Origin of the sequence: Arthrobacter sp. AG258 (assembly GCF_004364695.1) — a bacterium.
In the GTDB taxonomy this organism is placed as follows: domain Bacteria; phylum Actinomycetota; class Actinomycetes; order Actinomycetales; family Micrococcaceae; genus Arthrobacter.
The window spans coordinates 48,000-74,679 of the sequence record NZ_SOBI01000010.1 but is presented as its reverse complement, the minus strand read 5'-3'; the positions used below and the strand labels follow the sequence as shown (position 1 = coordinate 74,679).

General features: G+C 67.7%; 27 protein-coding genes. 21 read left to right on the top strand and 6 right to left on the bottom strand.

Translation table 11 applies throughout. The annotated features are described in order from the left end of the window. Nucleotides 1-30: 30 nt before the first annotated feature. The 3 genes from DFO47_RS18680 to moaA form a co-directional block, all read right to left on the bottom strand. Nucleotides 31-1,662: an HNH endonuclease signature motif containing protein gene (locus tag DFO47_RS18680; RefSeq protein WP_166651754.1), complete on the bottom strand. Its 1,632-nt coding sequence runs from the start codon at nt 1,660-1,662 to the stop codon at nt 31-33. Between the two features lie 110 nt (nt 1,663-1,772). Beyond that, on the bottom strand, nt 1,773-2,039 hold the full coding sequence (locus DFO47_RS18675; protein ID WP_133832591.1) for a MoaD/ThiS family protein: 267 nt from the start codon (nt 2,037-2,039) through the stop codon (nt 1,773-1,775). Nucleotides 2,040-2,044: 5 nt separating this feature from the next. Beyond that, the gene (gene moaA, locus DFO47_RS18670; RefSeq protein ID WP_208294432.1) at nt 2,045-3,172 is read right to left on the bottom strand and encodes a GTP 3',8-cyclase MoaA; all 1,128 of its coding nucleotides are present in this window, start codon (nt 3,170-3,172) and stop codon (nt 2,045-2,047) included. A 255-nt stretch (nt 3,173-3,427) separates the two neighbouring features. Between moaA and DFO47_RS18665 the strand changes: the two genes are divergently transcribed. The 8 genes from DFO47_RS18665 (at nt 3,428) to DFO47_RS18630 (ending at nt 10,192) form a co-directional block, all read left to right on the top strand. After that, nucleotides 3,428-4,906, top strand: a complete 1,479-nt coding sequence (locus tag DFO47_RS18665) for a molybdopterin-dependent oxidoreductase (RefSeq protein ID WP_133832648.1) — start codon at nt 3,428-3,430, stop codon at nt 4,904-4,906. A 23-nt stretch (nt 4,907-4,929) separates the two neighbouring features. Next, nucleotides 4,930-6,195: a gephyrin-like molybdotransferase Glp gene (gene glp / locus DFO47_RS18660; RefSeq protein WP_133832590.1), complete on the top strand. Its 1,266-nt coding sequence runs from the start codon at nt 4,930-4,932 to the stop codon at nt 6,193-6,195. Continuing rightward, entirely contained in the window at nt 6,183-6,674 is a 492-nt protein-coding gene (gene moaC / locus DFO47_RS18655; protein WP_018763645.1) for a cyclic pyranopterin monophosphate synthase MoaC, read from the top strand. The genes glp and moaC overlap by 13 nt, the downstream gene beginning before the upstream one ends. After that, nucleotides 6,671-7,201, top strand: coding sequence for a MogA/MoaB family molybdenum cofactor biosynthesis protein (locus tag DFO47_RS18650; protein WP_133832589.1), 531 nt, complete (start codon nt 6,671-6,673; stop codon nt 7,199-7,201). Before moaC ends, DFO47_RS18650 begins: the two co-directional genes overlap by 4 nt. Then, nucleotides 7,191-7,667 (top strand): molybdenum cofactor biosynthesis protein MoaE, encoded by a 477-nt coding sequence (locus DFO47_RS18645; protein WP_018763643.1) that lies wholly within the window; start codon nt 7,191-7,193, stop codon nt 7,665-7,667. The genes DFO47_RS18650 and DFO47_RS18645 overlap by 11 nt, the downstream gene beginning before the upstream one ends. A 117-nt stretch (nt 7,668-7,784) precedes the next feature. Continuing rightward, complete coding sequence (dapB, locus tag DFO47_RS18640) at nt 7,785-8,555, top strand: 4-hydroxy-tetrahydrodipicolinate reductase (protein WP_018763642.1); 771 nt, start codon at nt 7,785-7,787, stop codon at nt 8,553-8,555. 2 nt (nt 8,556-8,557) lie between these two features. Further along, nucleotides 8,558-9,031, top strand: a complete 474-nt coding sequence (locus tag DFO47_RS18635) for a hypothetical protein (protein WP_018763641.1) — start codon at nt 8,558-8,560, stop codon at nt 9,029-9,031. A gap of 213 nt (nt 9,032-9,244) precedes the next feature. After that, nucleotides 9,245-10,192 carry a TM2 domain-containing protein gene (locus DFO47_RS18630; RefSeq protein WP_133832588.1) on the top strand — a complete coding sequence of 316 codons (948 nt, stop codon included), beginning with the start codon at nt 9,245-9,247 and terminating at the stop codon, nt 10,190-10,192. Here DFO47_RS18630 and DFO47_RS18625 read toward each other — a convergent pair. Continuing rightward, on the bottom strand, nt 10,173-11,423 hold the full coding sequence (locus tag DFO47_RS18625; RefSeq protein ID WP_133832587.1) for a heparan-alpha-glucosaminide N-acetyltransferase domain-containing protein: 1,251 nt from the start codon (nt 11,421-11,423) through the stop codon (nt 10,173-10,175). The genes DFO47_RS18630 and DFO47_RS18625 overlap by 20 nt on opposite strands. 132 nt (nt 11,424-11,555) lie before the next feature. On the opposite strand from DFO47_RS18625, the gene DFO47_RS18620 reads away from it, so the two are divergent. The 7 genes from DFO47_RS18620 (at nt 11,556) to DFO47_RS18590 (ending at nt 19,498) form a co-directional block, all read left to right on the top strand. Further along, entirely contained in the window at nt 11,556-11,936 is a 381-nt protein-coding gene (locus DFO47_RS18620; RefSeq protein WP_243835540.1) for a hypothetical protein, read from the top strand. A 58-nt stretch (nt 11,937-11,994) separates the two neighbouring features. Beyond that, nucleotides 11,995-12,903, top strand: coding sequence for a 4-hydroxy-tetrahydrodipicolinate synthase (gene dapA, locus DFO47_RS18615; RefSeq protein WP_018763637.1), 909 nt, complete (start codon nt 11,995-11,997; stop codon nt 12,901-12,903). Nucleotides 12,904-12,943: 40 nt separating this feature from the next. After that, nucleotides 12,944-14,635 carry a ribonuclease J gene (locus tag DFO47_RS18610; RefSeq protein ID WP_018763636.1) on the top strand — a complete coding sequence of 564 codons (1,692 nt, stop codon included), beginning with the start codon at nt 12,944-12,946 and terminating at the stop codon, nt 14,633-14,635. 196 nt (nt 14,636-14,831) lie between these two features. After that, a complete protein-coding gene (locus DFO47_RS18605) occupies nt 14,832-17,720 on the top strand; it encodes a DNA translocase FtsK (protein WP_133832586.1) in 2,889 nt (962 codons plus the stop codon). Nucleotides 17,721-17,765: 45 nt separating this feature from the next. Further along, on the top strand, nt 17,766-18,404 hold the full coding sequence (gene pgsA / locus DFO47_RS18600; RefSeq protein WP_133832585.1) for a CDP-diacylglycerol--glycerol-3-phosphate 3-phosphatidyltransferase: 639 nt from the start codon (nt 17,766-17,768) through the stop codon (nt 18,402-18,404). Next, nucleotides 18,401-18,880: a CinA family protein gene (locus tag DFO47_RS18595; protein ID WP_109044899.1), complete on the top strand. Its 480-nt coding sequence runs from the start codon at nt 18,401-18,403 to the stop codon at nt 18,878-18,880. The genes pgsA and DFO47_RS18595 overlap by 4 nt, the downstream gene beginning before the upstream one ends. A gap of 165 nt (nt 18,881-19,045) precedes the next feature. Then, a complete protein-coding gene (locus DFO47_RS18590) occupies nt 19,046-19,498 on the top strand; it encodes a helix-turn-helix transcriptional regulator (protein WP_018763632.1) in 453 nt (150 codons plus the stop codon). 79 nt (nt 19,499-19,577) lie between these two features. Here DFO47_RS18590 and DFO47_RS18585 read toward each other — a convergent pair whose 3' ends face one another. Beyond that, nucleotides 19,578-20,108: a MarR family transcriptional regulator gene (locus DFO47_RS18585; RefSeq protein WP_109044898.1), complete on the bottom strand. Its 531-nt coding sequence runs from the start codon at nt 20,106-20,108 to the stop codon at nt 19,578-19,580. Between the two features lie 41 nt (nt 20,109-20,149). Here DFO47_RS18585 and DFO47_RS18580 point away from each other — a divergent pair, with 41 nt between their 5' ends. The 6 genes from DFO47_RS18580 (at nt 20,150) to dapF (ending at nt 25,791) form a co-directional block, all read left to right on the top strand. Then, nucleotides 20,150-20,374, top strand: a complete 225-nt coding sequence (locus DFO47_RS18580; protein WP_018763630.1) for a DUF3046 domain-containing protein — start codon at nt 20,150-20,152, stop codon at nt 20,372-20,374. Between the two features lie 252 nt (nt 20,375-20,626). Further along, on the top strand, nt 20,627-21,682 hold the full coding sequence (recA, locus tag DFO47_RS18575) for a recombinase RecA (protein ID WP_026265110.1): 1,056 nt from the start codon (nt 20,627-20,629) through the stop codon (nt 21,680-21,682). A gap of 111 nt (nt 21,683-21,793) precedes the next feature. Continuing rightward, entirely contained in the window at nt 21,794-22,342 is a 549-nt protein-coding gene (locus DFO47_RS18570; RefSeq protein WP_018763628.1) for a regulatory protein RecX, read from the top strand. Nucleotides 22,343-22,345: 3 nt separating this feature from the next. After that, nucleotides 22,346-23,902, top strand: coding sequence for a tRNA (N6-isopentenyl adenosine(37)-C2)-methylthiotransferase MiaB (gene miaB / locus DFO47_RS18565; RefSeq protein WP_133832584.1), 1,557 nt, complete (start codon nt 22,346-22,348; stop codon nt 23,900-23,902). 3 nt (nt 23,903-23,905) lie between these two features. Beyond that, nucleotides 23,906-24,802 (top strand): tRNA (adenosine(37)-N6)-dimethylallyltransferase MiaA, encoded by an 897-nt coding sequence (miaA, locus tag DFO47_RS18560; RefSeq protein WP_133832583.1) that lies wholly within the window; start codon nt 23,906-23,908, stop codon nt 24,800-24,802. Between the two features lie 44 nt (nt 24,803-24,846). Further along, nucleotides 24,847-25,791: a diaminopimelate epimerase gene (gene dapF / locus DFO47_RS18555; RefSeq protein WP_026265106.1), complete on the top strand. Its 945-nt coding sequence runs from the start codon at nt 24,847-24,849 to the stop codon at nt 25,789-25,791. Here the strand turns inward: dapF and DFO47_RS18550 are convergent. Continuing rightward, nucleotides 25,763-26,386, bottom strand: coding sequence for a methyltransferase (locus DFO47_RS18550; protein ID WP_018763624.1), 624 nt, complete (start codon nt 26,384-26,386; stop codon nt 25,763-25,765). The two genes, dapF and DFO47_RS18550, sit on opposite strands and share 29 nt — an antisense overlap. Nucleotides 26,387-26,680 lie beyond the last annotated feature (294 nt).

Genomic DNA, 26,680 nt, shown 5'->3' with positions numbered 1-26,680 from the left:
GCCTGAGACACATTCGTTCATCGGAAGTTCCTACCACAAGACGACGTCCCATCGCCTCGCCGGGTCTGGCGGCAGGAGGAACGGCATAGCGTAGAAGTCGTCCCACACAGGATCTGTTGGAGGGAGTTGATCCGGCTCAATCAAGTTCCCGTCAGGCTCCTCCGTTTCCGGATCCGGGCACGTTGGGAGTTCGGCAAGCGGGAGGGTTTCTGGTGGCCAGTGGGTTGGTTGGGGGTCGTGTTGTTCGGGTTTGTAGTGTCGGCCGGTGGGTGAGGTCCAGCCGGGTGGTTTGTTTTTGGTGGCTGGGTCGGGGGTCCAGGTGGTGTGGTGTTTGAGGCGGTGGTGTCGGGGGCAGAGTTGGGCCAGGTTGTGGGTTCCGGTGGTGCCGCCGTGGTGCCAGGGGTTGAGGTGGTCGGTGTCGTTGTCGGGGGTGTGGTTGGTGCAGCCGGGGAAGGTGCATGTGGTGTCCCGCAGCCGGAGCCATTTCTTGAGGGTCTCTGGGAGCCGGTAGCGGGTGCGGCCTATTTCCAGGGGTGCCCCGTCGCGGGGGTCGACCAGGACCCGGTAGAACGATTCCGCGCCGCCGGCGACGAGCTTGCGTGCCATGGATGCCGGGACCGGCCCGAATCCGTCCAGCACGGCCGGCTCCTCGGTGAGGCCGAGCAGGGAGAACACCGGGACCGTGACCAGGACATCGGCCCGCGGCGTGGGGATCTTGCCGATGTCAGTGGAAGCACATCCCGGACTTGCGTCATTACCGGAACCCGCAGCTGCGGCGGCGGGTTCGGTGTCGGCGGCCGCGGCGGTGTGCTTGGTGGTGGGCTGCAGCCCGGCGCCGAGGAGCAGGGACGCGGCGGCGTCGGCGCGCAGCTGGGTGAGGGTGCGGGGCTCGTCGGGGTTTTGGAGGCCGCGGGCGGTGGCGGTGCTGCGGTTCCAGATCGCGCACGCGGTGTCCCCGGGCAGGTAGAGCGAGAGCCAGGCCATCCCGTCGTGGTCCGGGGCGTAATCCATCCGCCGGTCCGCCACCCCCTTGGCATGGCGTTTCTCCAAGGACCCAGGGTGGTGGCGTTCCCGCCAGGCCCGGACCTTCGCCCGGAACCGGGACGGGACAAGGTCACCGGGGGCCGCGCCGCGGGCGGGTTTGGGTGCGTCGGGGTCGAAGAAGTGCGCCACCAACCCGTCCGCCCCTGCGGGGGTGAGGCCTTCGGTTTCGTCGGCCACGATCCGGGCGTGCTGCCACGACATGTCACCCGTGGACAGGGCCTCGACCACAGGCGGCAGGGAGCAGACCCGGCGGGACTGCTCCACCAGTGCCCCGGCGGCGGCGGAGCTGATGGTGAGGATCCCGGCGATCTCCTCCACCGCGGACATCTCCGCGAACGTGCGCTCCTCCACCGGGGCGTCCGGCGGAAGCAGAGCATGCTGGATCTCAACGGCATCCGCCACGTCTTGGGCTTTCACCGCCGCCAGCTGGGCCTCCAACCGGGCCACCACCTCCAGCCGTTCCAGGCACAGCCTATACCGCCGCTGCAGCACGTCCACTTCAGCACCAACGTCGGCGCCGGAACAAAGCGCAGCATCCTCCAGAACCAGCCCGCTGAGCGCAGCAACAGAGGCAGAAACACCCTCCATCACCACCGCCAGATCCGCACCGATTCCCATGGAAACATCATCCAACAGGGGTCCGACATTCAAGGCTGCGGCAGCGTTGGCAAGGCCAGGCAGGAGGCCACCCCCCGAATGCTGCCAGTCGCCTGGGTGTTACGGAATACCTACCCGCCGGCGAACGGGGGAAGTACGTCAACCACGTCGTCGGCCCCAAGAACCGTTGACTGGTCCCGGACAGCCACCTCGTTGAGCAGGAAGCTGCTGCGGGACAGGAGCCGGGGGAGTGGAGGGGTGCCTGCCGGCGGTTCGGCACGGGGCACCGCAAGCACAGCCTCCAGGAGATGGGCGACCGTGGAACCGTCGGGCAGGTCGAACTTTTCTTCCTCCCGGCCGGCGGCAGCGCGTGCGGCAGCGAAGTAACGTACAAGCATTCCGGTCAGCCCCCGATGGCGCTCATGCTGCGGTCCGGCTGGACGAAGTCCGGAGCGTCCAGTCCCACGTGGTCCATGCCGTGGGCTTTTGGCTTGAGCCACATGGCATCCTGCCACCGCTGCGCCAGCTCGTCATCAGCCGCGCCGGAGCGCAGCAGGCCCAGCAGGTCGAATTCCTCGCGGGAGAACAGGCAGCTCATGATCTTGCCCTCGGCGGTGATCCGGGTGCGCCGGCAGTCCGCGCAGAACGGCTCGGTGACGGAGGCGATGATCCCCACTGTTCCCAGCACCGGACCGTCAGCTTCCAATGAACCTGCCGCCCGTCGTCGGACGTCAAAGCGCTCGGCGGGGGCACCGTCACGGGCCCGGGCATCGGGGCTGAGCACATAGTCCTTGGACAGCAGGTCGCGGATCTCGGCGGCCGTGATCATGTTGCGGCGGGTCCAGCCATGGTCGGCGTCCAGCGGCATTTGTTCGATGAACCGAAGTTCGTATCCCCGCTCCAGGGCCCAGGCGAGCAGCTGCGGCGACTCGGTATCGTTGATGCCGCGCATGAGGACAGCGTTCAGTTTCACCGGGCCCAGGCCTGCCGCCCATGCGGCGTCCACACCCGCCAGGACCTGGTCCAGGAACGGCCGCCTGGTCAGTTTGGCGAACGTTTCCTCGTGCAGCGAATCCAGTGAGACATTGATCCGTGTCAGCCCGGCCGCTTTGAGCGGGGCCGCCTTCCTGGCCAGGCCAACACCGTTGGTGGTCATCGAGATGGGCAGGTCCGGATGGTTGTTCCGCAGCGCCGAGATGATCTCCACGAGGTCGTGCCGGACCAGCGGCTCACCGCCGGTCAGCCTCAGTTCCCGCACCCCCAGCTGCTCCACGCCGACGCGGACAATCCGGACGATCTCCTCAGCAGACATGACGGCCTGCTTCGCGAGCCATTCCAGGCCCTCCGCCGGCATGCAGTAGGTGCAGCGGAGGTTGCACTTGTCCGTCAGGGACAGCCGCATATCCGTGGCGCGGCGGCCGTAGCGGTCCACCAGCCCGTCCGGTGCATCCTCGGGACGGCGTGCGGGAACGCCGGGCAGCTCCGATGCTGCTTCCTCCCGCGGCTGCGGCATGCCTAGCTGGACAGTCATGGATTCAGGCTACGCCACCTTGAGCCGTGCATCACACCGTGACTGCACGGGTTCCGGTCACACCTGGGGGCCAGTGCCGGCGGGCGGTGGCAAACCTATGCTGGAGGGGTGAACGATTCCCGGGTTTCGAAGGCGGCGGACGACGACGGCGGGCGCCGTGGGGAGCAGCCGGACCGTCCCGTCCCGCACAAGGCTGCCACGGGCGCCACGGGCAGGTGGGCCGCCGCCGCGGGTGCAGCCGCCGTCGCCGGCGGCGTGGCCGTGGGGGAGTTGCTCGCAGGATTTGCCAGTCCTTCCGTCTCGCCGCTGACGGCCGTTGGCGGTGCGGTCATCGACGCCGTCCCGCCGGGCGTCAAGGACTGGGCGGTATCCGTCTTCGGGACGGCGGACAAGGCTGCCCTCCTGGCGGGCATGGCGCTGGTCATTGCCGTCCTGGCCGCGCTGGCAGGGGTGCTGGAGTTCCGCCGCGGCTACCGGGGTGCGGCCGTGGTGGGAATCTTCGGAGCCGTGGGAGCCGCCGCTGTACTCACCCGCGCCCAAATGACGCCAATCGCCGTGGCACTCCCGCTCGTGACCGCGGTGGTGGCCGTGGTGCTGCTGCGATTCCTCATCGGAAAGCTTCGCGAATGGAACGCGGGCGCCCCTGAACCGGGCGGACCGGGAAGTTCCCGTCGGAGCTTCCTCCAGGCCCTTGCCGGCACGGCGGCCGTGTCCGCGGTGGCAGGTGTGCTGGCCGGGGCGTGGCGCGGGGCAACCAATGCCGTCAGCGAGGCCAGGGCACGGATCACCCTGCCAGTCCCGGCGTCACCCGCACCGCCGGTTCCGGCGGGCGCCGACCTGGACGTGGCCGGAGCGACGCCGTTGGTGACGCCCAACCGCGAGTTCTACCGGATCGACACCGCACTGTCCGTCCCGGCAGTCAACCCGGACAATTGGACCCTGAGGGTCACAGGCATGGTGGACCGGGAGATCCAGTTGTCCTACGGGCAACTCCTGGCCAAGCCGCTGACGGAGCGCCACATCACTATCGCCTGCGTGTCCAACGGCGTGGGCGGCGACCTGATCGGGAATGCCCGCTGGCTGGGCTGGCCGGTCCGCGAATTGCTGGCCCAGGCGGGCCCCCACCCCGGAGCGGACATGGTGCTGTCCAGGAGCATGGACGGCTGGACTGCAGGGACGCCCCTGGAAGTCCTCACCGACACCAGGGACGCCCTGCTTGCCGTCGGAATGAACGGGGAACCCCTGCCGCTCGAGCACGGCTTTCCCGTCCGGATGATCGTCCCGGGACTCTACGGCTACGTGTCCGCCACCAAATGGGTCACCGAACTCAAAGTCACCACGTTCGCGCAGGACGCCGGATATTGGACCCCCCGGGGCTGGTCCGAGCGCGGCCCGGTCAAGACGTCCTCCCGGATCGACGTGCCCCGCAGCGGGCGTCCGGTCAGTGCAGGGTCCGTGGTCTTCGCGGGCGTCGCCTGGGCCCAACACACCGGGATCGGGAGGGTTGAACTGAGGATCAACCGTGGGCCGTGGCGGGAGGCCGAACTCGCTGCGGGCCTGTCAGCGGACACCTGGTACCAGTGGAAACTGGCAGTGGACCTCACCCCGGGGCAGTACGAGGTCCAGGTCCGCGCCACGGACCTCACGGGCAAACCCCAGGAGGAAACGGAGCGGCCGCCCCAACCTGACGGTGCCACCGGATTCCACACGGTTAGAGTGGACGTGAAATCCTGAAGTCCGCGACCGAAGGCGTACCCATGACCAGCCCCACCCCGCACGGCCACCCGCCGGAGAGCCGTGCCCGGCACCCGCATGAACATGCCCGCTCGGTTGCCGACCACGCCGCCGCCGTCGCAGCACTCCTGCAGCCGCTCCGGGCGGCGGGACGCACCGAAACGCTCCCACTCAGCAGGGCCCTGGGCCGTGGGCTGGCGGCCGATGTGACAGCGCCCGTCAGCCTGCCGCCATTCGCCAATTCGCAGATGGACGGTTACGCCGTCCACTCCGGCGACATCCCCGACGGCGGCGCGGACCTGGAGACCATGCCCCCGGTAGCCGCCGGATCAAGGCCGCCCGCGCTCGAACCGGGGACGGCGGCGCCCATCATGACAGGTGCCGTGATCCCGGCCGGGGCGGACGCCGTCGTACCCATTGAACGGGCCGTGCCGGACCACTTCCTGGAACCCGGCCGGGGCGGCACCGTCAGGCTGCCCGCCACCGGACCCGGCGCGTACGTGCGGTCCGCCGGCAGCGACATCGCGGCGGGGGAGCTGGCTCTGGCCACCGGGACCTGCCTGGGGCCGGCCCAGCTGGGGCTGCTCGCCGCGTTGGGCCTGGCCGAGGTGCCGGTCTACCGGGCGCCCACCGTCCTGCTGGTCACCACCGGGGACGAAGTGGTGGAACCCGGCCGGCCCCTCCCGCCCGGGAAGATCTACGATTCCAACGGAACCCTCCTCGAAGCCGCCATGACGCAGGCCGGCCTCACCGTCCGGCGGGCCGGTATCTCCACCGACAATCCCGATGAACTGCGCGGCCTGCTGCGTTCCGAGGGCCAAGGCGCCGATCTCATCGTCACCACCGGCGGGGTCAGCAAGGGCGCTTACGAAGTGGTGCGGCAGGCGATGGTGGATCAGCCCGTCGATTTCCTGCACGTGGCCATGCAGCCCGGCGGCCCCCAAGGCCTGGGAACGTTCGACGGCCTCCCTTTCCTCGGGTTCCCCGGTAACCCCGTCAGCTGCCTGGTGTCCTTCGAAATGTTCCTCCGCCCCGCGCTGTCCGGACTCCTGGGCGCACCGGCGGCCAGGCTGCCGCTGCGGGCACGCCTTGCCCACCCGCTCACGTCCCCCGGCCACAAACACCAGGTCCGGCGGGGCAGCCTGCAACCCGGCGGCACCGTGCGGCTTGAGGGTGGTGAGAGTTCCCACCTGATGCATGCGCTCGCGGGCTCGAACGTCCTGGTCCACGTCCCCCACGGCGTCACGGAACTCGGCGCCGGCGATGAGGTGGAAGTATGGATGCTGTGAACGCAGAACAGACCCCCGCCCTGACGCACCTGCGCCAGGACGGCAGTGCCCAGATGGTGGACGTCTCAGCCAAAGCCGAGACCACCCGGGAAGCCACGGCCACAGCTACCGTCCGGACCACCTCGGAGGTCATGGAACTCCTGGGGGCCGGGGGCCTGCCCAAGGGCGACGCGCTGGCCGTGGCCCGGGTGGCCGGCATCATGGCTGCGAAGAAGACGCCCGACCTCATTCCGCTCTGCCACCCGTTGCCCCTGGCCAAAGTCACCGTCGATTTTGACCTCGGCCCCGATACCGTCACCATCAGTTCCACCGTGAAGACCCGCGGCGTCACCGGCGTGGAAATGGAGGCCCTGACTGCTGCGTCCGTTGCGGCCCTGAGCGTTTACGACATGATCAAGGCCGTGGACAAGCACGCCGTCCTGACGGATATCAAGGTGCTGGCCAAGAGCGGCGGCAAGAGCGGAGACTGGGCGCTGTGACCAACACCAAGCCCCTCGGCGCCCCCGAGCCGCACCGGCACGGCGACGCCCAGGGACGGAAAGCCGGCGTGGTGATCGCCTCCACCCGCGCCGCAGCCGGAATCTACGACGACGAGACCGGCCCGGTGATCAGCGATTGGCTGGCCGAGCACGGCTTCGATGTCTTTCCGCCGATGGTGGTCCCGGACGGTGAGCCCGTGGGCGCCGCCATCAGGGCGCTCCTGACCCAGCGTCCCGCCGTCGTGATCACCAGCGGCGGGACAGGCCTGAGCCCGGACGACCGGACTCCGGACGTTACGCTGCCCCTGCTGGATCGGGAGATCCCGGGCATCATGGAAGCCATCAGGCGGGCCGGCGCCGCAAAAACCCCGCTGGCCGCCCTGAGCAGGGGCCACGCCGGGGCCGCCGGCGCAACCTTTATTGTGAACCTGCCCGGCTCACCCAAGGGCGTCATGGACGGGCTCACCGTCCTGGACCCGGTGATCGGGCATCTCTGCGACCAGCTGGAAGGCGGACATGGGCACTGACGCGGCATTCGAGGTGGTCCGGGCAGTCCTCAGCGCGGACCCCATCTCCGTCGACCAGGCGATCGCAGCGGTGGAAAGCGACACCGCGGGAGCCGTGGTCAGCTTCAGCGGCGTAGTACGCAACCACGACGCCGGCAAGGCAGTCGAGCGGCTCAGCTACAGTGCGCACCCCACGGCACACCAGGTGATGGCCGACGTCGTGGCCCGCCTGGTTGCCGAACAGGACGCTGCGCCGGGCGCAGGCGGCGACGCCGTCCGGCAACCCGTCCGGATCTGGGCGGCGCACCGGATCGGGATGCTGGAAATCGGCGATCCCGCCTTGGTGTGCGCGGTCTCCGCGGCGCACCGCGGCCAGGCTTTCGCGGTCTGCTCGGAGCTGGTGGACCGGATCAAGGAGCAGGTTCCCATCTGGAAGGAACAGTTCTTTTCCGACGGCACCGTCGAATGGGTCGGCGCGGACGGCTGATGCCTGCTGCGTCCGCGCACCGGCCCGGCCAAGCCGGCGTGGTTGTCCGCTCCGTTGCGAGGTAACGCACAGTGACCGGTTCCTGCGGCAACCGGTCCCGCCGGTAGGCTGGATGGCATGACCGAACAACACTCCGCCCCCAAACTGGTAGCCGTCCTGGGCGCCAACGGACGCATGGGCGCCGAGGCCTTAAAAGCCATTGACGCCGCGCCCGACATGAAGCTCGTCGCAGCCCTGGGGCGGGGTGACTCGCTGGAGCAGCTGACGTCCTCCGGTGCGCAGTACGTAGTGGACCTCACGGTTCCCGAGAGCACCGAAGCGAATGTCCGGTTCGCCGTTGAACACGGCATGCACGCCGTGGTGGGCACCACGGGCTGGGACGCGGACAAGCTGTCCGCGCTGGAGTCCGTCCTGGCCCGGCACCCGGAGACCGGAGTGCTCATCGCACCGAACTTCGCCCTCGGGTCCGTCCTGGCCTCGGCCTTCGCAGCCAAGGCCGCCCAATACTTCGAGTCCGTGGAAATCATCGAGCTGCACCACCCGGACAAGGTGGACGCCCCGTCCGGCACCGCCGTCCGGACTGCCCAGCTCATCGCTGCCGGGCGCAGCGCAGCGCAGGTGCCGCCCAGCCCTGATGCCACCACCAGCGAACGTGCCGGTGCCCGCGGCTGCGACGTGGATGGCGTCCGGGTGCACAGCGTGCGGCTCCGCGGTCTTGTGGCGCACCAGGAAGTGCTGCTGGGCGGCCCCGGCGAGCAGCTGACCATCCGCCACGACTCTTTCGACCGTGCGTCCTTCATGCCCGGCGTTCTCCTGGGCGTTCGGCAGGTAGCCTCGCACCCCGGCCTGACCGTGGGGCTGGACGGTTACCTGGACCTGGGGCTCTGAGAATGAACGGGTTCGTTGCCGGCTTTCGGAAGAACCGCACCAAGATCTGGGTGGGAGCGGTGACGCTGCTGCTGGTCTTTTACCTGGTGGTGTCCTTCCAGCGCTCACTCCTGCTCCTGGCCGACAGCAACCTCACGGCAAAAGCCATTGGCGCGGCGTACCTGGTGCTGCCCGTGGTGGGCGCGTGGGCCCTGATCCGCGAACTGATGTTCGGTGCCCGCACCGAGCAGATGGCCAAGGTCCTGGAAGCCGAAGGCGGGTTGCCGGTGGATGAGCTGCCACGGACGCCCGGCGGCCGGATCGTCCGGGCGGCGGCAGACGCCGAGTTCGAAAAGTACCGTATCGAAGCCGAATCGGCTCCGGACGACTGGCGCTCATGGTTCCGGTTGAGCTGCGCTTACGACGCCGCCGGAGACCGCAAGCGGGCCCGGGCCTCCATGCGCGACGCCGTCCGGCTGTTCACAGCCGCGTCCTAGCAGCGGCCCTTCCCGTGGCCGGCCAAACGGCCGGCGCCTGCATGTGATTCTTGCGATGGGCATTTCTGCCCATCGCAGCCGCATGCCGCCCGCGGTATGTTCGTCTGGCAACAATTTCCGGCCTGGGGGCGGAGATGGGGTGGGCGGGTTCTCCGCCACGGTCGTCCTTCGAAACCCCGTTTGCCTGCACCGATCCCGCACGAAGGACGATCAATGAGCCAGCCGCCTTACCCCCAGCCCCAATACCCCCAGCCGCCCCACAGCGGACCGGCCGTGCCCCCGGTCCCGCCGGCACCCTCCCCGTTTGGCGGGCCGTACCCAACGAGCCCCCAGGGGGAATACCAGCCGGGCGCCTACCCGCAGGTTCCCTACGACGACGGGCCGCGCAAGTCCTTTCTTGCCACCTGGCTCCTGTCCCTGCTCCTGGGCACCTTCGGGGCGGACCGGTTCTACCTCGGCAAGACCGGTTCCGCCGTGGCCAAGCTGCTGACGGCGGGCGGCCTGGGTATCTGGGCCATCGTGGACCTGGTCATGACCTTGACCGGGAACACCAAGGACATCCATGGCCGCCCGCTGGAGGGGTATCCGGAGAACAAGAAGAAGGCCTGGATCATCACCGCCGTCGTCTGGCTTGTGGGCGCTGTTACGGGAACGGTCCTGGCCATTGCCTCCATCGCCGTGGTTTCCGCTGCCGTTGAGGGCTTCAACGTCCCGGCCCAGGCGCCCCTCCCGGCCTCCCAGGCCGCACCGGCGCCGTCACCGGGCACGTCCACGGAAGCGAACTCCTCGGTGGTGACCATGTCCGAGGGCAACACGGTCAGGGTAGGAGTGCTGGATTCCATCTACACCGCCGAGATTCCCGGCATGTCCTACCTGGAACCAAAGAACGGCGGATTCCTGGCTGTGCAGGTGTCCTGGGAGACGGTGAGCGGTACCAGCTTTGCCACGCCGTCGAACTTCAGCGTCTTTGACGCGGACGGCAAGGAGGGCGAGCTGATCTACCTGGACAAGGAAATCGGTGGCCTGCAGACCGACGAGGTGGGCGCCGGTGATTCGCGCCAGGGCGTTATCGCTTTCGACGTCAAGGAGGGCCCCGTCACGGTGGTGGTCACCAATGACTACGGCGACCAGGCGTCCAGTTTCACCGTGACCCCGCAGTAGCAGGCCTCGGCAGCACGCCGCGGCCCAGTTGGCCCGCGGCGTGGCCCAGCCATTCCAGCGGGCCGCGCCACGCCAACCTGGCAAACACCACGCCAACGGTGATGGCAACGGCGGCGTGTGCAAAGTACATGCCGTCCTCGGTCCAGCCGGCCGGCAACGGCTTCAGGTAGAAGTTCGACAACACCCAGACGTGGACCGTGTACAGGGTCAGGGTCATGGCCCCTGCGCCGCGCAGGGGCAGCAGCAGGTCCAGGTCAATCCACTCGGCGAGCCGCCCCAGCAGGAGGCACGCGCCGATGACGGCCGCCGCCACCGCCGAGGTGTGGAGCAGGTCAAGGGGGGTCCCGGAGTGCGGAGCAGCTGATGCCAGCCACCACCAGGAGCCGTCCTGCGGGAGCCCCGCCAGGTTTACCTGCAAGACACTGCCCAGCGGATAGCCGGGGGCGTTGACGACTTTCTCCAGGGCGGCCAGGCCACCCCAATCCTCGATCGCGGCCACCCCGATGGCCTTGGCGGTGACGGCCACCACCGTTCCGCCCACCAGCAGGAGGACAGGGACCAGTGCCTTGGCAAGGACCAGGCGGCCGATGGCCAGGCCCACCAGCAAGTAGGCAAGCCACTGCACCACCGGGTAGTAGCCGGTCAGGAAGAGGTCGCCCAGCAGCTGGCCCGGGGTGCCCAGGTCCTCCCACCGCGGGTTGTGGCCCAGCTTCAGTGGCGGCTCAGCGGCAAGGAGCCAGGGGCGCAGCAGGTAGGCCAGCGCGGGTGACGCAAGGATCCAGCCCGCGGCCCAGGCGCACAGGCTTTTGGCGCCCAGGCCCAGGAATGGCAGTACGCACAGGAACAACACGGCGTAATGGACCAGGATGACGGCCACGTTCACTTCCAGGCCGCCGAGGGTAAGTCCGACGGCGGCAATCACCAGGGCCCGCAGCGCCACACCGCGGCGGGCCTTCGCGAGATCGGGACCGGACAGCGGCTGGTGCTTTCCGGTGGACAGGGCAAGTCCCACCCCGGCCAGCACGGCGAAGAGGGCCGCGGCCCGTCCGGAGAAGGTGAGGCCGATCCAGGTCGGGGTGAGGTTGGCGTTCGACTCGAACGTTGGCAGCAGGTGCGTGGCCATCATGCCCAGAAGGGCGAGGCCCCGCGCTGCATCGATGCCGCGAAGACGGCCCGGCTGGTTCGGCCCGGGGGCCTTTCGCGACCGGGTGGCCGGGGTGCGGGACGTCATGACCCGATCGTCTCACATGCCCGCGCGGCGCGGCTTGCCGGTGAGGTGACGGGTGGCCGCCGGCGGACTATCGTGCCGATGCGGTGGCGGCGCACCCTTGTGTTCGAATATATGTTCGAATAACATGGCGGAATGGACACGCCATCATCCGGAATCCCCGCCCGGCGGGAAAGCCTGCAGCCGGCACATACCCACTCAGTCAACCTGCCGCTGAGGGCAATGAGCCCGGGCGTGGTGGACTACCTGTTCCGGCAGCTGGTGTCCGGGCGGCCGTCAGAGGACCTCCAGTGGGAGCGGGAAGGCATCGCCCTCTCGGCCCAGCCGGAGGGGGCGGAACTCGCCCGGCGGCTGTCCGAGACGGATATCGATGCCCTGACGCCCACCGAGCTGTTCCATTACGTGCGGGCCGCGCAGCGGCTCGCTGCCTGGGCGGAGGACCTCCGGCAGGCCGCCGTCGGCCGCTATTGCCACGCCGGAACAGACGCGCCGGGGCCCGGCAGCCAGGCTGTTTGACGCTCGTCACGCCCGTGGCATTGTCCTAACCAGCCGGGGACAGGGTAACGTTTTTTCCATGGCTGATTCTTCCGCGCACATCCCTGCCCTCGGTACCCTCCTGACCGCCATGGTCACGCCGTTTACCAAGGACGGCGCAGTGGACTACGACCAGGCGGCGGCGCTGGCCAGCAAGCTCGTCGACGACGGCTGCGACGGGCTGGTGGTCACCGGCACCACCGGTGAGACCTCAACCCTGACCGACGAAGAGAACCTCGGCATGTTCCGCGCGGTGAAAGACGCCGTCGGTGGCCGCGCCGCGATCATTGCCGGTACCGGCACCAACGACACAGCCCACTCGGTCCACCTGTCCAAGCAGGCTGCTGCCCTCGGCGTCGACGGACTGCTCCTGGTGACCCCTTACTACAACAAGCCGAGCCAGGCCGGTGTCCGCGCCCACTTCGAGACCGTCGCCTCCGCCGTGGACGTTCCGGTCATGCTCTACGACATTCCGGGCCGGTCCTCCATCGCGATCGAACCCGACACCATGATCCGGCTGGCCCAGCACCCCAACATTGTGGCCGTCAAGGACGCCAAGGCGGACCTCGTGGCGGCAACCCGGGTCATGGCCGAAACCGACCTCCTCTTCTACTCCGGCGACGACGGACTGACCCTGCCGTGGATGGCGCTGGGCGCCGTCGGACTGGTGGGCGTCACCACCCACGTGGCCACCCGCCGCTTCCGCGAACTCATCGACGCCGTCAACGCCAACGACCTCGGCACCGCCCGGAAGATCAACGTTGAACTCCAGCCGGTGGTCCGGGCAACCATGACCCGCGTCCAGGGGGCCGTGGCGGCCAAGCAGATTCTTAAATGGCAGGGAGTCCTGCCCAACTCGATTGTCCGTTTGCCCCTCGTGGAGCCGGACGAAACCGAGATCGAAACCATCCGCGGGGATTTGGCGGAAGCTGGGCTGGTCTTCTCCTGAGGCTAAGACCGGCACCCTTCCGCCTGGAAAGTAGTGCATTATGACCCAAACTGCCCTTACCGGCCTTGTCACCCCTCCGCGCCTGCCCCAGGGCACGCTGCGGATCGTTCCGCTGGGCGGGCTGGGGGAGATCGGCCGGAACATGGCCGTGTTCGAAATCGACGGCAAGCTGCTGATCGTGGACTGCGGCGTCCTCTTCCCTGAGGAAACCCAGCCCGGCGTCGACCTGATCCTGCCCGACTTCTCCTACATCGAGGACCGGCTGGATGACGTCGTGGCTGTCGTCCTCACGCACGGCCACGAGGACCACATCGGCGCCGTGCCGTACCTGCTGCGCCTGCGCAACGACATCCCGCTGGTGGGTTCGCAACTGACCCTTGCCCTGATCGAGGCCAAGCTGCAGGAACACCGCATCCGGCCCTATACGCTCACCGTGGAGGAGGGCCAGGTGGAGAAGTTCGGCCCCTTCGAATGCGAGTTCGTGGCCGTCAACCACTCCATCCCGGACGCCCTGGCCGTCTTCATCCGCACTGCGGGCGGAACGGTCCTGCACACCGGCGACTTCAAGATGGACCAGCTGCCCCTTGACGGCCGGATCACCGACCTCCGGCACTTCGCCAAGCTGGGCGAGGAGGGCGTGGACCTTTTCATGTCCGACTCCACCAACGCCGACGTGCCCGGATTCACCACGGCCGAGAAGGAAATCGGCCCCACCCTGGAGCGCCTCTTCGGCCAGGCCACCAAACGCATTATCGTGGCGTCCTTCTCCTCCCACGTCCACCGCGTGCAGCAAGTCCTCGACGCCGCCGCCAAGCACAACCGCAAGGTGGCCTTCGTGGGCCGCTCCATGGTCCGCAACATGGCCATCGCGGAAAAGCTTGGCTACCTGGATGTTCCCGCCGGATTGATCGTGGACATCAAGAACATCGACAACCTGCCGGACAACCGCGTGGTGCTGATGTCCACAGGTTCCCAGGGCGAGCCCATGGCCGCCCTGTCCAGGATGGCCAACGGCGACCACCGCGTGGTGGTGGGCGACGGCGACACCGTGATCCTGGCCTCCAGCCTCATCCCGGGCAACGAGAACGCCGTGTTCCGGATCATCAACGGCCTCCTGAAGCTCGGCGCCGATGTCATCCACAAGGGCAACGCCAAGGTCCACGTCTCCGGCCACGCCGCCGCGGGTGAGCTGCTGTACTGCTACAACATCCTTGAGCCCTTGAACGCCATGCCCGTGCACGGCGAAACCCGGCACCTCATCGCCAACGGCAAGATCGCCATCGAGTCCGGCGTGCCCGAGGCGAGCGTCATCCTTGCCGACAACGGCACAGTCATCGACCTCCGCGACCACCAGGCAGACATCGTCGGCCAGGTGGAGGTGGGCTTTGTCTACGTTGACGGGTCCAGCGTGGGTGAAATCACCGATGCCGACCTCAAGGACCGCCGCATCCTGGGTGACGAAGGATTCATTTCGATCATCACGGTCATCCACCGCGCCACCGGCAAGGTGGTGTCCGGTCCGGAAATCCACGCCCGCGGAGTCGCCGAGGACGATTCCGTCTTCGACGACATCATCCCCAAGATCAACGCGGCGCTGGAGGAAGCAGTCCAGAACCACGCCGACCACACCAGCCACCAGCTCCAGCAGGTGGTGCGCCGCGTCGTGGGCACCTGGGTCAACCGCAAGCTGCGCCGCAAGCCCATGATCATCCCGGTGGTGCTCGAGGCCTGAGCGCCCCGCGCGGCCCGGCTGCGACACTGAGCTGGACAACGTCGCTGCACCTCCGATAAGGCCCGGTTCCCTGTGGACCGGGCCTTTTCGTGCGTCCGGCCATGCGCATCCGCAAGCGCATCGGCAAGCCCCGGCGGGCGGCCCGGCAGCCCCGATATCCCCGGAATCACAGCATGCTTCCGGTACCGTGGCTACTATGGCCACACGTACTACTTCCGCGCCCAAAGGTACCGGCAGGGGCAGCTCCGGCAGCAAAGCCGGAAGCTCCACAGGCCGCGGAACCGGCTCCACAGCCGGCAAGACAGGGCGCGGCGGCTCAACCAGCACCGCACGCACCCGACAGCTTCCCGCCGTCGAACACCACCAGCCTTGGCTCCTGCGCGTCGTGGCCGGGGCATGGCTCGGAGTCGGGCACCTGGTGGGCGGGGGAGTGCGCCGGATCGGCTACGACGTCAGCGACCTCCCCGCGGACGAACGCCGCGACGGTGCCGCGCTGTTCAACCTGGCCCTGGGTGTGTTCATTGCCACGTTCGCCTGGTGGGGCCTGACGGGCTGGTTCCCGGACGCCGTCTACGCCGTGGTTAACGGAACCTTCGGCTGGCTCTCCCTGCTGCTCCCGCTCATGCTCTTTGTCTGCGCGTTCCGCCTGTTCAGGCGCCCCTCGGACGGCCGGGGCAACAATCGGGTGGGCATCGGCTTCCTCATCATGACCTTCGCCGGGTGCGGCCTGGCCCACATCCTCGGCGGCCAGCCCACGGTTGCCGATGGCTTCGACGGCCTCCGCAAAGCCGGCGGCATGCTCGGCTTCCTGGCCGCCAGCCCGTTGGCGGCCATCCATCCCGCCGTGCCGGCGGCACTCTACGGGCTGCTGGCCTTCGTTTCCCTGCTGATCATCACGGCCACCCCGTTCACGGCCATCCCGCGCCGCCTTCGCGGAGCCTACGAGCACCTCATGGGCATCGACCTGATGGACCAGGACCTGACCGCGGACACCCACGACCGCAGCTACCTCGAACGCCCCGCAGCCGCTGAGCCCAAAAAGAAGAAGCGCAGGTTGTTCGGCAAGGACCAGGAGCCCGATGCCGGCCTGGAAGGCTACGTGGGCGACGAAGCTTTCGAACACGCGGTCATCGACGACGACGAGCCGGAGCCCGCGCGGCCCGCACCGGGCGTCCGGCGCCCCACCCAGGCGGAGATCGCCGTCGAAAAAATCAAGGCCGCGCAGGGCCTGGGCGCCGGCTCGGCCCCTCCCGCGGAGAACGCCACCGAGGCCATCCCGCTGGTCATTCCCGGCGCCGCGGCTCCCGGGAAACCGGCCGCCGCACCCACGGTGCCCTCGAACCCGGTAGCGCCCGCTCCGCCACCTGTGCCCATCCCGCAGCGGACCGAACAACTCTCCCTCGCCGGGGACGTCACCTACACCCTCCCTGCCTCGGACTACCTGACCCCCGGGTCCATCCCGAAGGAACGTACCGAGGCCAATGACGCCGTCGTCGCCGCCCTGACCGACACCCTGACGCAGTTCAACGTCGATGCCACCGTCACCGGGTTCAGCCGCGGCCCCACGGTCACCCGGTACGAAATCGAACTCTCGCCCGGCACCAAGGTGGAACGCGTCACCGCGCTGTCCAAGAACATCTCCTACGCGGTCGCCAGCTCCGACGTCCGGATCCTCAGCCCCATCCCCGGCAAGTCCGCGATCGGCATCGAGATCCCCAACACCGACCGCGAAACCGTCTCCCTGGGCGACGTCCTCCGCAGCCAGAACGCCCGCCGCACGGACCACCCCATGGTGATGGGCGTGGGCAAGGACGTCGAAGGCGGCTACGTGGTGGCCAACCTCGCCAAGATGCCGCACCTCCTGGTCGCCGGTGCCACCGGTGCCGGTAAGTCCTCGTTCGTGAACTCGATGATCACCTCGATCCTGATGCGCGCCACCCCGGACGAGGTACGCATGGTCATGGTGGACCCCAAGCGCGTGGAATTGACCGCCTACGAGGGCGTCCCGCACCTGATCACCCCCATCATCACCAACCCCAAGAAGGCCGCCGAGGCGCTGCAGTGGGTGGTCCGCGAGATGGACGCCCGCTACGACGACCTCGCCAACTACGGCTTCAAGCACATCGACGACTTCAACAAGGCCGTCCGTGCCGGCAAGGTCCACCCGCCGGTGGACTCCAAGCGCGTCATCCGGCCGTACCCGTACCTGCTGGTGATCGTGGACGAACTCGCCGACCTGATGATGGTCGCCCCGCGCGACGTCGAAGACTCCATCGTCCGCATCACCCAGCTCGCCCGTGCCGCCGGCATCCACCTGGTGCTGGCCACCCAGCGGCCCTCCGTGGACGTGGTGACCGGCCTCATCAAGGCCAACGTGCCCTCCCGCATGGCCTTCGCCACCTCCTCGGTCACCGACTCCCGCGTTGTCCTCGACCAGCCCGGCGCCGAAAAACTCATCGGCCAAGGCGACGCGCTCTTCCTGCCGATGGGTGCTTCCAAGGCGATGCGCGTCCAGGGCGCCTGGGTCACCGAGTCGGAGATCCACAAGGTGGTGGAGCACGTCAAGGGACAGCTCCAGGCCGTCTACCGGGACGACGTCGCCCCCGAGGCGGAAAAGAAGCAGATCGACGACGACATCGGCGATGACCTCGAGGTGCTGCTGCAGGCCACGGAACTCGTGGTCACCACGCAGTTCGGCTCCACCTCCATGCTGCAGCGCAAGCTCCGGGTGGGGTTCGCCAAGGCCGGCCGGCTCATGGACCTGCTCGAGTCCAGGGGAGTGGTGGGCCCTTCCGAGGGCTCCAAGGCCCGCGACGTGCTGGTCAAGCCGGACGACCTCGCGGCCGTGCTGGCCGCGATGAAGGGCCAGGACGCACCGGCCGCCCCGGATTCGCAGACAGCCGCGCTCAGTGACAATGCCAACGCCAACATCGCCCAGGGCGGCTACGCAGAGGACCTGGTGGCCGCGGACCTGGACAAACGGAAGCAGAACGTTGAGTACTACGACGGCTCCGATTCCGCTCCCGGCGGGTACGGCGATGACGACGACGGCTCCGAGGACGCCTGGTCGCTCACCGGACGGTAGGGCCGCGCCGGCGTTGCGGCAGCCCCGGGAAGGTAGCCTAGGAACGTGACTAGCACCGATGCCACCGCCGCAGGCCCGCGCCGTGCCGGGGTCTGGAACCTTCCCAACGTCCTGACCATGATCCGCATCGCGCTGGTCCCGTTCTTTGTGTGGTTCCTTGTGGCGGATGCCCCCGGCCTGCGCAGTGGGGCCGGGCCGTGGCGTTGGGCCGCGGTGGCGGCGTTCGCCGTCGCCATCTACACGGACAAGCTCGACGGCGACATCGCCAGGAGCCGGAACCTTGTCACGGACTTCGGCAAGATCGCCGACCCCATCGCGGACAAGCTGCTCATCGGATCGGCCCTGGTCATGCTTTCCCTGCTGGGTGAACTGCCGTGGTGGGCAACGCTGGTGATCCTGGTCCGGGAATGGGGAATCACGGCCCTGCGCTTCTTCGTCATCCGCTATGGGGTCATTCCCGCTTCCCGCGGCGGAAAGCTCAAGACCGTCGTGCAGACCGCAGCGATCTTCCTGTATTTGCTCCCCTTGGGCGCCTTTGCGCCGTGGCTGGTGTGGGTTGCTTTCGCCGTCATGATGGCGGCGCTGGCCATCACCGTGTGGACCGGCGTCGAGTATGTCATCGAAGCCCTGCGCCTGCGCGCGAAGGGGCGGCAGGCAGGAACGGCGAAAGGGCAGGAACCGTGAGCAACCTCCACCATCTCGCCGGACAGGCCGTGCGGCAGGCACTTGACGCGGGACTGACCGTTGCCACGGCAGAGTCCCTGACCGCCGGCATGGTCTCCGCCGTCCTCGCCGACACCCCCGGCGCCTCCGGCATGCTTCAGGGCGGCGTCGTGGCGTACCAGAATTCGGTCAAGGAAGGCGTACTCCACGTCCCCGCCGGGCTCCTGGCAAGGGTCGGCTCCGTCGACCCGGACGTCGCCCGCGCCATGGCGGCAGGAGCGCGCGACGTCCTGGGCGCCCACCTCGGGGTTTCCACCACCGGCGTGGCCGGTCCGGAGCCGCACGACGGCAAACCCGTGGGGCGGGTCTATGTCGGGATTGCCACCGCCGCCGGTACCGCGGCATTTGAATACTCCTTCACCGGCAGCAGGCCTGATATCCGCGCCGAAGCGTGTGCGGCGGCCCTCGAAAGACTCCTCGAGGCGATCTCCGCCTGACGCTTGCCCGCTCAAGTTACCGCACGTAAAGTTGCCGGGAACAAAAGCCGGTACCGATTAGTTATTACATTGTGTCGCTTCCGGAGAGCGGAGGCGCCTAGGATGAAACGACCAGACGGTCCGCCTTTCGGCGGACCTGACCAATGAGGGAGCAAGGCGATACAGATGGTAAAGCAGCCCGTATCCGTAAACGGCGTTGTCCGCTGGAAGGATGTGGGCCTCGCCGAACAGGCTAAGAGCGAACAGAAGGAGCGCAAGATGGTGGTACTTCGTCACGAAATCGGTGATGTGCTGCGCGATGTCCGCCAGCGTCAGGGGCGCACGCTCCGTGAAGTTTCGCACAGCGCCCGCGTTTCCCTGGGGTACCTCAGCGAAGTGGAGCGTGGCCAGAAGGAAGCCTCGTCGGAGCTCCTGTCTTCGATTTGCTCGGCCCTGGACGTGCCGTTGTCCAGCATGCTTCGGGAGGTCAGCGACCGGGTGGCGGTAGCCGAGGGCGTTGCAGTTCCGGACACCGTACCGCAGGAATTCTCCCAGCGTTACGGCCGTGACCTGGAACGCGACCTCAACGCTGAACTGAACGACGAACTCTCCACAGGCCTTCTCTCCGGCGCCCGTTAGGGGCAGCCCCCACCCGTTGGGTGGGCCGTGGAACCAGGAAGCCCCCGGCATGGCCGGGGGCTTCCTTGCGTGAAGGCGGTTAGCTCTCCTGTGCCGGCGACGCGCCCGGTGCTTCCTTCGGGAATCCGTCGGGCTCGTAGGTGGCGTTCAGCTTGGCCATGTAGCGGGCCAACTCCTGCAGGTCCTCCACCGGCCATTCCCGCAGCCGTTCCTGAAAGACCTGGCGCCGGGCGTCCTGGACCTGGTGCATCTTTTCCTCCCCCTTGGGCGTCAGCCGGATGGCTTGCGCCCGGCGGTCCAGCGGATCGGCCTCCTTGGAAACCAGCCCCAGGCCTTCAAGGAATGCGATCTGCCGGCTGACGGAGGGCTTGCCCACCCCGATGTTCATTGCCAGTTCGGTCAGCCGGATGGGCCCCTCCCGGCGGATCACGGTCAACAGCCCGTACGCCGCAGGCTCCATGTCCGGGTGCACCTCCCGGGACAGCTGGTTCGAGATGGCCCGGGCTCGCCGCCAAAAAAGACTGATCTGGTGTTCGACGTTCTGCAGGGCCGTGTCGGCGGCAGCCTCGATTGAGACATCAGCCGGCGTGCCATCGGGGGAGTTGCTCATGGCAACAATTCTAGGGTCCCCAATCATGAGAGGATTTACCGATGCGAATCAGCGACTACTGGCGGCTCATGGATGACGAGTTCGGCGCGGGCTACTCCCGAGTGCTGAGCAGTACCCTGGTCCTGGCCGGGGTGGGCGGGCGAACCGCGGACCAGGCACTGGCCGCCGGCGTGGAACCGCGCAAGGTCTGGCTTGCCGTCTGCGACCTCCAGGATGTGCCGGCGGACCGCCGGCTCGGCCGGGACATAGCCCCCCGCCGCGACTGATTCCCGCGGGGGCACCCTCTATCCGCCGGCCGGCCGGGCCCTCCTGCCGACCGGTCCGGGAACCCTTGCAGGACACGCCGCGCGACCATCCTCTTCGAATACCTGTTCGGATAACGCTATGCTTTTTCTATTGGGTTTATCCACATAGCCGATGTCCTGAGGCCGGAATGTCAGTGGGTCCCCTTAGCGTCAGAGATGACCAACAAGACGGCCGCACAGGCCACCATCGAGAAAGCATTAGAGGTGTCAACCATGGCGGCAGCCCCGGATCGTGCAAAAGCGCTGGAAGCAGCACTTGCCCAGATTGACAAGCAGTTCGGCAAGGGATCGGTGATGCGCCTGGGCGACGAAGTCCGTGCCCCCATCGAAGTCATCCCTACCGGGTCCATTGCCCTGGACGTCGCCCTGGGCATTGGTGGGCTGCCCCGTGGCCGTGTGGTGGAGATCTATGGGCCGGAATCGTCAGGTAAGACCACCGTGGCACTGCACGCCGTTGCCAACGCCCAGCGGCTGGGTGGCATCGCTGCCTTCATCGACGCCGAGCACGCCCTGGACCCGGACTATGCCGCGAAGCTCGGCGTGGATACCGACGCCTTGCTGGTTTCGCAGCCGGACACCGGTGAACAGGCCTTGGAAATCATGGACATGCTGGTGGGCTCCGGCTCCTTGGACATCGTCGTCATCGACTCCGTCGCCGCCCTGGTTCCGCGTGCTGAAATCGAAGGCGACATGGGCGACAGCCACGTTGGCCTCCAGGCACGGCTCATGAGCCAGGCACTGCGTAAAATTACCGGCCGCTTGAGCCAGACCAAGACCACCGCCATTTTCATCAACCAGCTCCGCGAAAAGATCGGCGTGTTCTTCGGTTCCCCCGAAACCACCACCGGTGGCAAGGCGCTGAAGTTCTACGCGTCGGTCCGCATCGACGTCCGGCGCATCCAGACCCTGAAGGAAGGCGCTGATTCGGTCGGCAACCGGACCAAGGCCAAGATCGTGAAGAACAAGATGGCCCCGCCCTTCAAGGTGGCCGAGTTCGACATCATCTACGGCCAGGGCATCTCCCGCGAAGGCGGCATTATCGACATGGGCGTCGAGCACGGCATCATCAAGAAGTCCGGCTCCTGGTTCACGTACGATGGCGACCAGTTGGGCCAGGGCATGGAGAACTCGCGCCGGTTCCTCCGCGACAACCCCGAGCTTGCCGCCGAACTGGAGCGCCTCATCAAGGAGAAACTCGGTGTGGGCGTGAAGCCGGCGGAGGACGAGTCCAAGGACACGCCCAAGCTGAAAGCCGTCGACGGGTTCTAGCCCTTGACATGGTCTCCCGAGGCGCATCCTCCCGACGCCAGGTCACCCAAATCCGGTTCCCGGCGGCGCCGCTCCGCCAACCCCGCCCGTGGGGCAACGGAGCGGTCTGCTGTGCCCGAAGATCCCTTGGCAGAGGACGCCGAACCGGATCCTGCCGGGGTGGCCAAGGCCATCGTGTACCGGCAACTGACGGCCTCGCCGAAGAGCAGGCTGCAGCTTGCCCGGAAACTGGCCGAACGGAACATTCCGGAACGCGTGGCAGAGGAAGTCCTGGATAAATTCCAGGAAGTCCGCCTGATCGATGACGCCGAATTTGCTGACATGTGGGTCAGGAGCCGATCCCAGTCCCGCAAGCTCGCCAGGGGAGCGCTCCGGCGCGAGCTGTCGGAGAAGGGCATCGACCCCGAAACCGCCGCCGCGGCCCTGGAACAAGTGACCGACGCCGACGAGGAAACTGCCGCCAGGACCCTGGTTGAGCGCAAGCTGCGGCCCGGAACAAACCTGTCAGACCCGGCCGAACGGGATAAAGCAGTGCGCCGTCTGGCGTCCATGCTGGCGCGAAAGGGCTACCAACCCGGGCAGGCGTTCAGGATCGTCAATGAGGTACTCGGTTCAGTCCAGGATCCCGACGGTGACCCGCTCCAAAGCCGGTACCCTTAACGGGTGAGTTTGACCATTCCTTCCCCCCATTCCGGCACCACCCCTTCCGTTGAACCCGGGACGGGTCTGCAGCCCGGAGCCCGGCCGCGTACCTACCAGGTGCGGACGTTCGGGTGCCAGATGAACGTCCACGACTCGGAGCGGATGGCGGGACTCCTTGAAGACGCCGGGTACGTTCCCGCGGAAGGCGAGCAAGCCGACGTCGTGGTGTTCAACACCTGCGCGGTGCGCGAAAACGCTGACAACAAGCTCTACGGAAACCTCGGGATCCTGGCGCCCGTCAAGGCGGCGAACCCCGGAATGCAGATCGCCGTGGGCGGATGCCTGGCCCAGAAGGACCGGGAAACCATCCTCAAGAAAGCGCCCTGGGTTGACGCCGTTTTCGGCACCCACAATGTTGGTGCGCTCCCGGCCCTGCTCGACCGGGCCCGGCACAACGACGAAGCACAGCTGGAAATCCTGGAGTCCTTGGACGTGTTCCCGTCCACGCTGCCCACCAAGCGCGACTCCGTGTACTCCGGCTGGGTGTCCATCTCCGTTGGCTGCAACAACACCTGCACGTTCTGCATCGTGCCGGCCCTCCGGGGTAAGGAAAAGGACCGCCGCCCGGGTGAGATTCTCGCCGAAATCCAGGCCCTCGTGGACGACGGCGCCATCGAAGTCACGCTGCTTGGCCAGAACGTCAACTCCTACGGAGTGGAGTTCGGCGACCGCCAGGCCTTCTCCAAGCTCCTCCGTGCCTGCGGCGAAATCGACGGGCTGGAACGGGTCCGTTTCACCAGCCCGCACCCGGCGGCGTTTACCGACGACGTCATTGAGGCCATGGCGGAAACACCCAATGTCATGCCCCAGCTGCACATGCCGCTGCAGTCCGGCTCGGACAGCATCCTGAAGGCCATGAAGCGGTCCTACCGGTCCACCAAGTTCCTCGGCATCCTGGACAAGGTCCGGGACAGGATCCCGGACGCCGCCATCTCCACCGACATCATCGTCGGCTTCCCCGGCGAGACGGAAGAGGACTTCCAGGCCACGCTCGACGTCGTCGAGAAGTCGCGCTTTGCCACCGCCTTCACCTTCCAGTACTCCAAGCGGCCGGGGACCCCTGCCGCCGACCTGCCGGACCAACTGCCCAAGGCCGTGGTCCAGGAAAGGTTCGAACGGCTCACCGCACTGCAGGACAGGATCGCCGCGGAGGAGAACCGGAAGCAGCTCGGCCGGCGGCTGGAGGTCATGGTCACCGCCCAGTCGGGGCGCAAGTCCGAGGAGACGCACCGGCTCTCCGGCCGGTCCAGGGACCAGAGGCTGGTACATTTCTCGGTTCCTGAAGGCGCGCCGGCCCCGAGGCCGGGCGACCTCGTAACAGTCACCATCACCGAAGCCGCTGCCTTCCACCTGGTGGCCGACCCCACGCCCGAGGACTACAGCCTGCGCAGGTCGCGCGCCGGGGACGCGTGGGACCGGTCGCAGGCCGATTCCTGCGGCGCGCCGGTGCCGGGGAGCGGGGCTGGACAAAAGGGTGTCTCGCTGGGCATGCCTTCGCTGCCGCTGCGCACCCGCTGACCGGTGGCCGCCCCGCCCGTCATCGCCGTCGTCGGTCCCACTGGCTCCGGCAAATCGGATCTTGCCGTCAACCTTGCCCTGGAACTCGACGGCGAGGTCATCAACGCCGACGCCATGCAGTTCTACCAGGGAATGGACATCGGCACCGCGAAGATCTCCGTGGCCGAGCGCAAGGGCGTGCCGCACCACCTCCTGGACATCATGGACGTCACGCAGGAAGCGAGCGTCTCCACATTCCAGGAGCAGGCCCGCAACGTGATAGCGGCTGTCCATGCCCGCGGCAAGAGGGCCATCCTCGCCGGCGGCTCGGGGCTCTACGTACGGGCCGCCCTGGACGTACTGGAGTTCCCCGGTACGGACGCCTCATTGCGCGCCCGGCTTGAGGCCGAATACGCGGAACGCGGGACGGCAGAACTCCTGGCAAGGCTCCGCGCGGTGGATCCCGTGTCGGCCGAGCGGCTCTCTGATGCCCGGCGGATCATCCGCGCCCTGGAAGTCCACGAACTCACCGGACGGCCTTTCAGCTCCTTCATGCCCCGCCGGGAGTACCACCAGCGGGCTGTCCAGGTGGGCCTGGCCGTGGACCGTGATGTCCTGCGGGAGCGCCTGGCAGCCAGGGTCCACCGGATGGTGGACGCCGGGCTGCTGGCAGAAGTGGGGACGCTTGACGCCCAAGGCCTGCGGACCGGGAAGACAGCCTCCCGGGCCCTCGGCTATTCACAGTTCCTGCGGGTCCTCGACGGCGCCTCAACCGTGGCGGACGCTGCGGAGGAAACCATTGTGGCCACCCGCCAATTTGCCCGCCGCCAGCTCACATGGTTCCGCGCCGACCCCCGCATCACGTGGCTGGACTGGCAGGATCCGGAACTTGCCGGCAAGGCTGCACTGCTCTGCAGGTAGCCGCGGTTTCAGCGGCAGCGGCATCCGCCGCTACGCTTGGGACCATGAATGCTACCCCCGTCGAAACGTCCGGATCCGCCCTTCGTGCCATGGGCGGCCTCCGCTTTTCCAAGGGGCACGGCACGGGCAACGACTTCGTCCTGGTGGCCGATCCTGAGGGCACCCGCAGCTTCGATGCGCACCAGGCAGCGGCCCTGTGCGACCGGCACCAGGGAATCGGCGCCGACGGGCTGATCAGGGCCGTGCCCTCCCGCTTCCTGACGGAGGGCAGGGAACTGCTGCTGGACACCCCCGGCGCGGAATGGTTCATGGATTACCGGAACGCGGACGGTTCGCTGTCCGAAATGTGCGGAAACGGGGTCCGGGTGTTCGTCCACTTCCTGCGAACCGAGGGGCTGATCGACCTGCCCGACGGCGGTTCACTTGCCATCGGGACGCGCGGCGGGGTAAAGACCGTGGTCCGTACCGGGAACGACTACGCGGTGGACATGGGCCCCTGGGAGTTCATCTTTCCCGGCGAAGCCAGTGCCAAGGCCATGGATTCCCTCGTCGCTGCCGACGGGCTGGAGGTTCCCCGGCCGGCCTTGTCCGTGAGCATGGGCAACCCGCACACCGTGGTGGCCCTCGCCGAGCTGTCCGAGCTGGCCGGCACCCGGCTTTTCACCGCGCCGAAAGTCGATCCCGTCCCGGCAAACGGTACCAACGTGGAGTTCGTCGTTCCGGCTGAGCCCCTTGTGCACGACGGCGTCGGATCGGTGACCATGCGCGTGCATGAGCGCGGTGTGGGGGAGACGCAATCCTGCGGCACGGGCGCCTGCGCGGCCGCCGTCGCCATCCGGCACTGGGCAGGTGCCGAGGCTCCCGACGTCTGGCGCGTCCATGTTCCCGGAGGGGTTGTAGGCGTCAAGTTCTTCGCCGGACCCGGCGGCCACGAGCATGTTGAGCTCAGCGGTCCGGCGGTCATTGTGGCGAGCGGGACGCTTTCCTGACCTTCAGGATCCGGAAGGACTTGGCGGTCGATTCGCGCGTCACGGTGAAGGAGCTGTCCAGTTCGGCGGCCAGCCAGCGCTGCAGCGAGTCCGAGCCCAGGTTCTTCTGGACCACGAGCCACGCCGTCCCGCCCTCAGCCAGGCGGGGGAGCCACAGCTTCAGCAGGGCATGCAGTTCTTCCTTGCCGATCCTGATGGGCGGATTGGACCAAATGGTGTCGAAACGCACTTCGGGGTCTACGGCCTCAGGCGTGCTGGCAACGACATTGGACAGGCCCAGCGCCTCGGCATTCTCGTTGGTCAGGGTGATGCACCGTTCGTTGACGTCCACCGCGTAGACCCTTGACTGGGGCGCCAGCAGAGCCATGGTGAGGGCCACCGGCCCCCAGCCGCAACCAATGTCCAACAGGTTGCCGTGGGGGTTCGGCGCAGGGACCTCCGCCAGAAGTACTGCAGTGCCCTTGTCGATGCCGTCCGGGCTGAAAATGCCCGAGGAGGTCTGGAGCCTGCGCGTTCCGCCGGCCAGTTCCACGGTGAGGGGCTTGCGGGTAAAGGGCCCGGCGGGGGACGTGCTGAAATAGTGAGCGGACTCCATAACTGGCCAGAGTAGTTCCCCCTGCAGCGTAATGGGAAACTGTGCCTGCGCCCCTCTGTTAGGCTAATGGGCATGTTCTTGATCTTCGAGTAGCCGGTACGGGCCCCGCCCGTTCCTGCCGCTGCCCAGCAGAGGCAGCCCGTCCCACAGCGACGCAGGTTCCCATGCCTTCCGCTTGTGCACCGGACCGGACCATTCCGTCCAGGCCCGGCCGCCGGACAGTACTCGAACGTCAGCCTTCCGCTGCGCTTCCTGCAATTCTCCGGCCTCGCCCGCCCAGCCGCCCCTGCAACG

What these genes read in the sequence shown, in the direction of transcription:
- DFO47_RS18590 (WP_018763632.1), top strand. Translation starts at nt 19,046, where the DNA reads ATGGTAAAGCAGCCCGTATCCGTAAACGGCGTTGTCCGCTGGAAGGAT.
- dapF (WP_026265106.1), top strand. Translation starts at nt 24,847, where the DNA reads ATGAATGCTACCCCCGTCGAAACGTCCGGATCCGCCCTTCGTGCCATG.
- moaC (WP_018763645.1), top strand. Translation starts at nt 6,183, where the DNA reads ATGGATGCTGTGAACGCAGAACAGACCCCCGCCCTGACGCACCTGCGC.
- DFO47_RS18630 (WP_133832588.1), top strand. Translation starts at nt 9,245, where the DNA reads ATGAGCCAGCCGCCTTACCCCCAGCCCCAATACCCCCAGCCGCCCCAC.
- DFO47_RS18645 (WP_018763643.1), top strand. Translation starts at nt 7,191, where the DNA reads ATGGGCACTGACGCGGCATTCGAGGTGGTCCGGGCAGTCCTCAGCGCG.
- DFO47_RS18680 (WP_166651754.1), bottom strand. Translation starts at nt 1,662, where the DNA reads ATGGGAATCGGTGCGGATCTGGCGGTGGTGATGGAGGGTGTTTCTGCC.
- dapB (WP_018763642.1), top strand. Translation starts at nt 7,785, where the DNA reads ATGACCGAACAACACTCCGCCCCCAAACTGGTAGCCGTCCTGGGCGCC.
- dapA (WP_018763637.1), top strand. Translation starts at nt 11,995, where the DNA reads ATGGCTGATTCTTCCGCGCACATCCCTGCCCTCGGTACCCTCCTGACC.
- DFO47_RS18585 (WP_109044898.1), bottom strand. Translation starts at nt 20,108, where the DNA reads ATGAGCAACTCCCCCGATGGCACGCCGGCTGATGTCTCAATCGAGGCT.
- DFO47_RS18625 (WP_133832587.1), bottom strand. Translation starts at nt 11,423, where the DNA reads ATGACGTCCCGCACCCCGGCCACCCGGTCGCGAAAGGCCCCCGGGCCG.
- DFO47_RS18620 (WP_243835540.1), top strand. Translation starts at nt 11,556, where the DNA reads ATGGACACGCCATCATCCGGAATCCCCGCCCGGCGGGAAAGCCTGCAG.
- DFO47_RS18605 (WP_133832586.1), top strand. Translation starts at nt 14,832, where the DNA reads ATGGCCACACGTACTACTTCCGCGCCCAAAGGTACCGGCAGGGGCAGC.
- recA (WP_026265110.1), top strand. Translation starts at nt 20,627, where the DNA reads ATGGCGGCAGCCCCGGATCGTGCAAAAGCGCTGGAAGCAGCACTTGCC.
- DFO47_RS18635 (WP_018763641.1), top strand. Translation starts at nt 8,558, where the DNA reads ATGAACGGGTTCGTTGCCGGCTTTCGGAAGAACCGCACCAAGATCTGG.
- DFO47_RS18550 (WP_018763624.1), bottom strand. Translation starts at nt 26,386, where the DNA reads ATGGAGTCCGCTCACTATTTCAGCACGTCCCCCGCCGGGCCCTTTACC.
- DFO47_RS18675 (WP_133832591.1), bottom strand. Translation starts at nt 2,039, where the DNA reads ATGCTTGTACGTTACTTCGCTGCCGCACGCGCTGCCGCCGGCCGGGAG.
- DFO47_RS18610 (WP_018763636.1), top strand. Translation starts at nt 12,944, where the DNA reads ATGACCCAAACTGCCCTTACCGGCCTTGTCACCCCTCCGCGCCTGCCC.
- moaA (WP_208294432.1), bottom strand. Translation starts at nt 3,172, where the DNA reads ATGACTGTCCAGCTAGGCATGCCGCAGCCGCGGGAGGAAGCAGCATCG.
- DFO47_RS18580 (WP_018763630.1), top strand. Translation starts at nt 20,150, where the DNA reads ATGCGAATCAGCGACTACTGGCGGCTCATGGATGACGAGTTCGGCGCG.
- glp (WP_133832590.1), top strand. Translation starts at nt 4,930, where the DNA reads ATGACCAGCCCCACCCCGCACGGCCACCCGCCGGAGAGCCGTGCCCGG.